Raw genomic sequence first — 8,028 nt, 5'->3', positions numbered from 1 at the left:
GCGCTCGACTCGTTCAATCCATAAATCTCGGATTCCTAAGATAGAATCTACGGGGGACATCGGCATTGCCTCCATTAAACGTGTTTCTTCGCAAAAACAAGTCTAATGAATGTCGCTGTCCCCCTTTAATGATGAAGAGCCCGTTTTTTCTTGGCCGTCCGACTTTGACCAAATCTTGACATTGCTGGCGTAGTCGGTGTGCATCTGCTCAGCTCATTTGATTAATCCGGCAAATTGCCGTACAATTTTTGCATGGAGGACATCACCATGCCTGTAGCCATCTCTACCGCCCGTCTCGAAGCTCGAATCAGCACTGACCTGCATTCGATGCTCAAACGCGCCGCTGAGCTTCAGGGGCGCACCATGACTGATTTCGTGGTCACCGCTGTCCAAGACGCCGCACAACGCGCCATCGAACAGGCCGAGGTCATCCGTTTGTCGATGGCCGATCAGGAGAGCTTTGCGCGGGCGCTGCTGTCACCGCCTAAGCAAACACCGGCCCTCAAACGTGCTTTTGCACGCCGCAACAAACTCCTGCGTGCTGAATGAGCAGTACGCCGTTTCGGCTTGCCATGCTGGATGGCAAGCACAATCGCGCTGCATTCAACAGCGATTCGGAATCTTTGAACCGCTACTTACAGACGCAGGCCACGCAGGATATCCGCCGTCGTGTCGCTGCGTGTTATGTCGCGCTGGCTGACGAGCAACGCATTGCGGGCTACTACACTTTGGCTTCGGCAAGTTGCTTGTTGACTGACCTTCCTTCCAATATCGGCAAAAAACTGCCTCGTTATCCGACCGTACCAGCGGTTCGTATGGGCCGCTTGGCTGTGGACCAGGCCTTCAAGGGGCAAGGGCTGGGTGGTGCGCTGTTGGCAGATGCGCTCGATCGTGCTGCCCGAGCAGAGATTGCCGCCTTTGCCATGATGGTGGATGCCAAAGACGAGGCGGCCTCAGCTTTCTATCGGCATCACGGCTTCATTGCTTTGCCTGATTCACCGCTGACCCTGTTCCTGCCCCTGGCGACTGTCCGGCCTTCTTCAAAGTAGCGTTTCAGTGTCAGCAAAGCGTCAACCCGAGGAGGCGGAGAGGAATCTTTCGATCATCGTGGCGCCTGTAGACAGGCCGTCTTCGCGAGCCATGATCCGCCCTACGGCGGCGGCGCGATCGACGACCGACGGCTTTTCCACGAATGAAAGAGCCTTGGCAAGAACCGCAGTATCCAGGCGGGCGGGAGACAGCGCGGGCGGCGCAATGCCCAGCTGGCAGAGTCGATCAGCCCAGAAAGGCTGGTCTCCTGCGAATGGCATGACGATGGATGGCTTGCCTGCGCTTGCAGCCGAGTGCGAAGTTCCCGAGCCGCCATGGTGGATCACCGCCGCCATTCTGGGGAATAGCCAGTCGTGCGGCGTGGCATCGATGCGAAGGATGTTTTTAGGAAGCTCCATCTGTCCCATGTCGCTCCATCCCGGCCATACCACGGCACGGCGGCCGTTCAATGCTTTGACGACGATTTCGAGCATACGCGGCAGATCGATGCCAGCCATGCTGCCAAAGCCCATGTAGATCGGCGCCGGACCCGCGGCGAGGAACTGCGCCAACTTGGCTGGCGGGGTGAAGCCGGCGGCCAGCGGCGGCACCCACTGGCCGCATAGTGCGGCATTGTCCGGCCAGTCCTCGGGTTTTGGCAACAGGGTTGGTGAAATGCCATATAGCATTGGGTGCTTGGTCCAAAGTTCCGTCCTGGGCGGTAGCCCGAGTACTTCGGCTCTGGCGCGGTTGAGCGCTTTTCTGAGAGCCCTCCAAAGCAATTGATTCGTAAGCGCAAGGCTGACTCGATTCAACTGGGCTGGAATCCAGGCGGGGGGCAGGAATGGGGATGGGAATTCCCTTGATGGAGTTAGCGGGATCATGCCGGCGCCAATGGCCGGAACCCTCAAACGCTCTGCGACCGAAAGCCCGACAAAGCCCGCCAGCCCCGAGAGCACGATTGCGTCGCAGCCCTGTGCCGTCTCCAGGGTTTTTGTCATCCATGCCGTAGTGTTGGCATTGGTCAGCGCTACGAGCGCCTTGGCTGTGCCTCGTGCGCCAGACGGGCTCCATTGGGAAAACAGCGCGCGGATATCCCCAGGCAATGGCACGGCTGGAACCGCAAGCCGATCTGCCAATCCCAGCGATTGAGCCTCTCCCAGGAAGGAAACCGCATGCCCGGATTCGGCCAGGGCCTGGCTCAATGCGACCAATGGACGTGTATCCCCTTCGGTGCCGAAAGTCAGAACGACGAGTTTCATGGGCTTCCAGTGATAAAGTAAACGTCGTATACTTTATCATGGAACCATTCACTTGCCGCCATAACTATCAAAGCATGCCACGCAGCCCCACTCGGCCCAGCCTCCGCGCAGAGATCCCCGCACATATTCAGCGGGTAGCACAACAGTTGTTTCAATCGCACGGCTACACACGTGTAACCATGGAGCGGATCGCCGGTCAGGCAGCCGTCTCCAAACGCACCTTGTATAAATACTTTCCAGTTAAAGAGGCGTTGCTCGAGCGTGTGCTGGAGACGGAATTGGCGGGGGATCTCGCGCGGGGAGATTTTCGCATCGATGACCAGGCTAGTTTCCGCAGCAGTGTTTTGCGCTTGCTGCATGGGTCTGCGCAGTGGTGCGAACAACACACCGATTACTTGCTGCCCTACATCCGGCACAAATTTGCGACTTTCGATCCGGGTGCGGCGGTCGGGGAAAGCAAGGGCCTCCTTCCCGTCTGGGTGATGCTGATTGTCTCAGCGCAGGAACGGGGAGAACTGCGCTCCGGCTATCCGGCCGAGCAGCTTGGAACGTATTTCCACTACCTGTATCTCGGTGCCCTGATGCGCTGGCTCACGGAGCCCGGGCTTGACCTGCGCCAGGAGTTCGACATGGTGGTTGCTCTCTTCATCGATGGGGCGGCAGGAGGTCGTTGAAAAAAGTGGATGCCGTCTCTGGGTTGGCCGTCTTGGCGCCAGCTCGTACACTGTGGGGGGAACAACGATACGGCTTCGCCGTTCCTGTCGCGCTTGCCGGCGGCGGGGGACAGGGCTTTTCTCTATCTTCGACTTTGGGAGGCAGCATGCCAGTCCATTCAAGAATCCGGCTGTGGTTAGCCTCCGCAGCCATCGCGGGCATTTTCACCGTGCCCGTCCATGCACAGTATTCAGGCCCGTCCGCGAAGCCCCAGGCTTCCGTGGCCGGCATCCTCAAAAACCCTGTCGACGACCAGGACGTGAGGCTGCAAGGTTATCTATTGAGAAAAGAGGGGCACGAGAAGTACATTTTCTCGGATGGCACCGGCGAGATTGTGGCGGAGATCAAAGACAAGCACTTCGCCTCGCAGCGTGTCGACGAGAAAACGAAAGTGGAGATTGTGGGCGAAGTCGATACCGGGCTGCGCAGGCCGCCTGAAATCGAGGTGGACTCTCTGCGGCTGGTTGAGTAACGACGTCCGCCAGCGGGCCAGCGCTGCGAGTATTCGAGGCCGGCCCGCTAGGCTTGAGGAGGTTGCGTTCGATAGCCGTATGGCCAGCGCCTCCAGAACCGCCGGTTGGCGGATCATGAATAGTCTTTGTCTTCCTTCTATATGTCGAGAACCAGGTCCGAGCCGGGAATGGCCCGGCAGGTAAAGCATTTATCCTCGGTGGCGTCGGCCATGGGCGACAAATGGCGCACTTGTCCGGACAGGATGTCCAGCACACAGCTTTCGCACTGCCCGACCCGGCAGCCGCTGGGCATGGAGATGCCCAGCGCTTCGCCGAAAGCGAGCAGGCTGCCGTCGGCGGGGCTCCAGGTTGCCTTGCATTGCGAGCGCGCGAAATGCACGTTGAATTTCTGGGCGCCGCCCGGCATGGGCGCGGCGGGCGCGCGGAATTCTTCCTTGAAAACATCGAATTTGGGCACGCCGCGGGCGGCCAGGGCCTCGGTGACCGCCGACATCATCGGGCCCGGTCCGCACATATAGAAGCGCGCCCGGCGCTCGATGTAGTGTTCCTGTATGGAGCATGACGAGATCCGGCCCAGGCTTTGGTAGTCGGCGCCCACGCGATCCTCGGCGAGAGGCGCTTCGTAGTAGTTGATCAGGGTCAGGCAAGGCAAGCGGGTGGCGAGTTCTTCCAGGCGCGTCTTGAACGCATGGGTGCTGCTGTTGATGTTGGCGTAATGCAGCACGACTTCCGGAGGGCTGGCCATGGACGGCAGCGATTCCAGGTAGCTGATGAAGGGCGTGATGCCTATGCCTCCCGCAATCAGAACCACCGGCTGCGCAATGCGGATTGGTATGACGAAATTGCCGCCCGGAGCCTGCATCCGCACGATGTCGCCGCATTGCAGATTGTCCGCGATATGGTTGGACAAAATGCCGTCGCGCACCCGCTTCACGGCAATCTGATAGGTGTTCCGATTTGCCTGTTCGGCTGCGCCCGTAAGCGAATATGTGCGCGTGACTTCGCCATGGCCTGGCACGCTGGAGAAGCGGATCGATATGTACTGGCCGGCTTGGTAGTCGGGCAGCAGGCCGGCATCGAGCGCCTCCAGGGTCACGCGCGTGACGTCGCCGGGTTCCCGCTGCAGCGCCGCGACGCGAACCGGCCTGTAGCCCGCCCAGCGCCGGCGATGCGGGTCGATGGCCGGATCCAGCGCGATCGTGCACATCTGGGAACGATGCGGCGCGGCGCCGCTGACAGGGTCGGCATGATCCGAACCGACCAAGGCATTGAAGTTGCTGCCGCCGCGGCCGGAGATTTCGTAGCCGGGCTGGCCCAGGTCGTCGCAGGCTTGCCACCAGCCGTATTCGGCCACCAGCACCCGGGGATCCAGGGAATCGTTGAGCTTGGCCTTGAACCGGGCCTGTCCCGTCCGCGTGGCGGCGACGCACCAGTCTCCGTCCTGGATGTCGTGCTTGCCGGCCAACTGCGAGTGCATTTCGATTTGGGGGAAGGGGGCGCGTTTGCGCAGCGAGACCAGGCCTCGGTGCTGGCTGTGGCAGTAATATCCGCTTTTGGCCGAACTCAGCACATAGGGGAAATTGGAAGTGCTCCCGGGGTGGTCGGCCGGTTCTTCGAACTTCGGCACGGCCGGATAGCCGTGGCGCAACAGCTTTTCCGAGTACAGCTCCACGCGGCCGGTTTCGGTGGCGAAGCCGCGTACGCCATGATCGGTCTGGTCGGCGTATTTCTGGAAGGACTGCGGCAAAGGGCGGCGTACGCCCTCGGGGTGCAGGCGCAGTGTTGCGATGTCGATTCCCAGCGGCGACAGGATGTGGTTCCAGCCCGCTTCGAGATTGCCGTTGAAGAAATCCTTTCCCATGCCCAGCCGGGTGGCCAGTTCAAAAACCACGTCGTTGTCCGAGCGGGACTCGCCGCGCGGCGAGACCATGCGTTGGCGCAGCTGCACCAGTTCTTCGGCATCGCCGCTGATTTCAAATCCCACTCGCAGGCCTTCGCGCTCCCAGGGGGTATTGATGGGCAGCAGAATGTCCGCGTATTGGGTGGTCGGCGTTTCGAACAGATCGCAATGGACATGGAACTCCAGTTGCTCGAAGGCTTGCCTGGCTCGTTCAACGTCGCCATGGGCCATCAGCGGGTTGCTGCCGAAGCCCATGAATGCCTTGACGGGATAGGGATCGCCGTCGAGGATGGCTGTGTAGAGATCATGCGGCGTGATCCAGCCTTGGGCGGGCGGCCCCAGCGGTTTGCGGTCCAGACCCAGGGCTTTTGCACGCTGAGCTTCGGGCAACAGATCCAGCGTGTTGACGCTATTCACGGGCTGGCGGTTCCACAGCACGTTGCCGCCCTCCTTGTCGAAGCTTCCGGTCAGGGCGTACAGGGTGGCGATGGCGCGCTCGGTTTGCGTGGCGTTGGTGTGCTGGCCCACTCCCGTCCAGGCATGGTAGGCGATGCGCGAAGACTCCATGATGGTGCGAGCTGCTGCGCGGATGTCGGCTTCCGCCACCCAGGTAATGGATGCGGTGCGTTCGGGGGTATAGGGTTCACAGGCCTGCGAGAAGTGCTGGAACGCGGGCCGGCAGGCAACGCCATTGACGACGTAGTTGCCCATCATGGCGAAGCCGGCGCCAGTCCGGGTCTGATCCACCGAGGCGTCGTACGGAGCGGCGCAATGGCGTTCGGTATCCCAGGCCAGGGGGCGATTGCGGGCGGCGCCGGCGTCGACCTCCCTTTCGCGCAAGAAGAGGCCGGTATCGTCCCGGACCAGCAGCGGCGCATTGGTCCAGCCGCGCACGAACTCCTTGTCGTAGCCTTGTTCCTTCAGGATGATGTGCGCCAGACCCAAGGCCAGGGCGGCGTCGGTGCCTGGCCGTACCCTCAGCCAATGATCGGCCTGTCCCGCCAGCGCGGTGCAGCGAGGGTCGATCACGATCATCTTCGCCCCGTGCGATCGTCCCTGGCTGATCGCCGCCGCCTGGGACAGCCACACATTGGCCGGATTATGCCCCCACAACATGATGAGATCGCTGTGCGCGTAATCGGCAGTGGGTATGGAGCAGCCGAACGTGAACATATGGGCAAAGTCTTTATGCCAATTGCAGACTTCGATGGCATAGCAACTGTTGGGGCTGCCGAACAGACGGATGAATCGCTGGATCCATTCGATGCTGTCGCACAATGGTGTGCCGCTGGGCGTCGTGACGCCGAAGGCCACGGACTCGGCGCCGTGCTCGCGGCGCACACGGCCCAGCCGCTGCGCGACCTCGCCCATCGCTTCGTCCCAGGAGATACGCTCCCAGCCGGGATTGGCTTCGGTCTTGGGGCGAGTGCGGCGCATGGGATGCAGAATACGTCGCGGATTATGCACCAGTTCGGGGGCCGCCTTGCCCTTGGTGCACATGGCCTTGCCGGTGGGGTGGCCGGCGGCGGGCCGGACGCTGATCAGGCGGTCGTTGTCAACCGTATTGATCGACCCGCAGCGGGAGCGGCATAGTGTGCAAAAACCTATTTTTTCTTCAACAGTCATGACAGCAACATACATCCACGGCAATCAACTCGGCGGCCGCCGGCAAGGCGGCAAGCGCGCAAACCAGGCTTGATGGGCATGCCCCGTTCCATCGTGCGCGGCTTTGATGGATTCGCGGAGCAAGCAGCTAGTGGGAGTAGTGTAGGCAACACCGGTTTGGGCGGTACATGCGGAGCTGGCTAGGGTTTTCCCGTGCGAGTATGTCAAAATGTAAAAATATTTTGAAGGCATTGTGTCGCGAGGGACGGTCGGGCTTTTGGGGCGATAAATGGTCACTCATCGGACAGAAATGTTGATTCGTCATCTTCATCTTGCCCGGCGGCCAGCGATTTTCTTTAATCGGTTTTCAAATCCCTTGTTTATGCGCCGCCATGACATTTACGCAAAAATTTTTGAAGCTGGGCCGCAGCGGTTTCCCGCTATGCTGGCTTGCGCTCTTCTTGCTGGCCGGGATTGCGGCGTTCCATTTTTCTGTGCGGACGGCCCATGCCCAGTCCGGTTCACCGCTGGCCTATGTCTATCGTGGCGCGGATGGCACTTGCTGCTCGGGCGGCATCCACCCGGATAACGGCCATGATGGCCAATGGGGCCCGCGGGATTTCATTCAGAGCGACAGCAATCTGATCTGCACCGCGACGGGATCCGGCCAGGCCGGTATTCTGATCGATGTGAGTGGCGGCAACGGCGGGAATGGCAAGGATGCGGAGTACTCTCATTGGGGCGGCAACGGCGCGGGCGGACGAAATATTGATTATGGCTTGTCAAAAAGCGTGATCACTTCTGCCAGTCGTGGAATCGATCTTTATTCGAACGGCGGCAATGGTGGCCTGTATGGCAACGCCAATGGGCCGAATGGCGGCTATGGCATTGGGGGCGACGGCCATCTGGCGCGCGCGACACTGACCGATACGACGGTAAGCGGCATTGGCTTTGGCGTTGCGGCCCAATCATCGGGCGGCACAGGCAGCGATAGCGCCTTGCCCAACGGTTTCGGCGGCGAGCGGGATGCCGGCCGCGGCGGGAA

6 protein-coding genes and 1 pseudogene are annotated in these 8,028 nt (G+C 60.8%); 5 read left to right on the top strand and 2 right to left on the bottom strand.

Annotated features, from left to right (window positions below):
- The first annotated feature begins 267 nt into the window (after positions 1-267).
- Positions 268-549 carry a type II toxin-antitoxin system TacA family antitoxin gene (locus VNT00_RS13940; RefSeq protein WP_325588474.1) on the top strand — a complete coding sequence of 94 codons (282 nt, stop codon included), beginning with the start codon at positions 268-270 and terminating at the stop codon, positions 547-549.
- Entirely contained in the window at positions 546-1,049 is a 504-nt protein-coding gene (locus VNT00_RS13935) for a GNAT family N-acetyltransferase (protein WP_325588471.1), read from the top strand. The genes VNT00_RS13940 and VNT00_RS13935 overlap by 4 nt, the downstream gene beginning before the upstream one ends.
- Before the next feature lie 21 nt (positions 1,050-1,070).
- Here VNT00_RS13935 and VNT00_RS13930 read toward each other — a convergent pair whose 3' ends face one another.
- A complete protein-coding gene (locus tag VNT00_RS13930; RefSeq protein ID WP_325588470.1) occupies positions 1,071-2,291 on the bottom strand; it encodes a glycosyltransferase in 1,221 nt (406 codons plus the stop codon).
- On the opposite strand from VNT00_RS13930, the gene VNT00_RS13925 reads away from it, so the two are divergent.
- Both VNT00_RS13925 and VNT00_RS13920 read left to right on the top strand, forming a co-directional pair.
- Positions 2,234-2,965, top strand: coding sequence for a TetR/AcrR family transcriptional regulator (locus tag VNT00_RS13925; RefSeq protein ID WP_325588468.1), 732 nt, complete (start codon positions 2,234-2,236; stop codon positions 2,963-2,965). The two genes, VNT00_RS13930 and VNT00_RS13925, sit on opposite strands and share 58 nt — an antisense overlap.
- Before the next feature lie 5 nt (positions 2,966-2,970).
- Positions 2,971-3,477: a YgiW/YdeI family stress tolerance OB fold protein gene (locus tag VNT00_RS13920; RefSeq protein ID WP_325588472.1), complete on the top strand. Its 507-nt coding sequence runs from the start codon at positions 2,971-2,973 to the stop codon at positions 3,475-3,477.
- 137 nt (positions 3,478-3,614) lie between these two features.
- Here VNT00_RS13920 and VNT00_RS13915 read toward each other — a convergent pair whose 3' ends face one another.
- Positions 3,615-7,004: a molybdopterin-dependent oxidoreductase gene (locus tag VNT00_RS13915; RefSeq protein WP_325588465.1), complete on the bottom strand. Its 3,390-nt coding sequence runs from the start codon at positions 7,002-7,004 to the stop codon at positions 3,615-3,617.
- 371 nt (positions 7,005-7,375) lie between these two features.
- On the opposite strand from VNT00_RS13915, the pseudogene VNT00_RS13910 reads away from it, so the two are divergent.
- A pseudogene (locus VNT00_RS13910) lies at positions 7,376-8,028 on the top strand (autotransporter outer membrane beta-barrel domain-containing protein); the annotation flags it as partial.

Origin of the sequence: Eoetvoesiella sp. (assembly GCF_035555955.1) — a bacterium.
In the GTDB taxonomy this organism is placed as follows: domain Bacteria; phylum Pseudomonadota; class Gammaproteobacteria; order Burkholderiales; family Burkholderiaceae_B; genus Eoetvoesia.
The sequence above is the reverse complement of the archived record's forward strand: the minus strand, read 5'-3'. Positions and strand labels throughout refer to the sequence as shown.

Excerpts from the sequence above, each read along its gene's own strand:
- VNT00_RS13915 (WP_325588465.1), bottom strand. The coding sequence starts at position 7,004 with ATGACTGTTGAAGAAAAAATAGGTTTTTGCACACTATGCCGCTCCCGC.
- VNT00_RS13940 (WP_325588474.1), top strand. The coding sequence starts at position 268 with ATGCCTGTAGCCATCTCTACCGCCCGTCTCGAAGCTCGAATCAGCACT.
- VNT00_RS13935 (WP_325588471.1), top strand. The coding sequence starts at position 546 with ATGAGCAGTACGCCGTTTCGGCTTGCCATGCTGGATGGCAAGCACAAT.
- VNT00_RS13925 (WP_325588468.1), top strand. The coding sequence starts at position 2,234 with ATGCGACCAATGGACGTGTATCCCCTTCGGTGCCGAAAGTCAGAACGA.
- VNT00_RS13930 (WP_325588470.1), bottom strand. The coding sequence starts at position 2,291 with ATGAAACTCGTCGTTCTGACTTTCGGCACCGAAGGGGATACACGTCCA.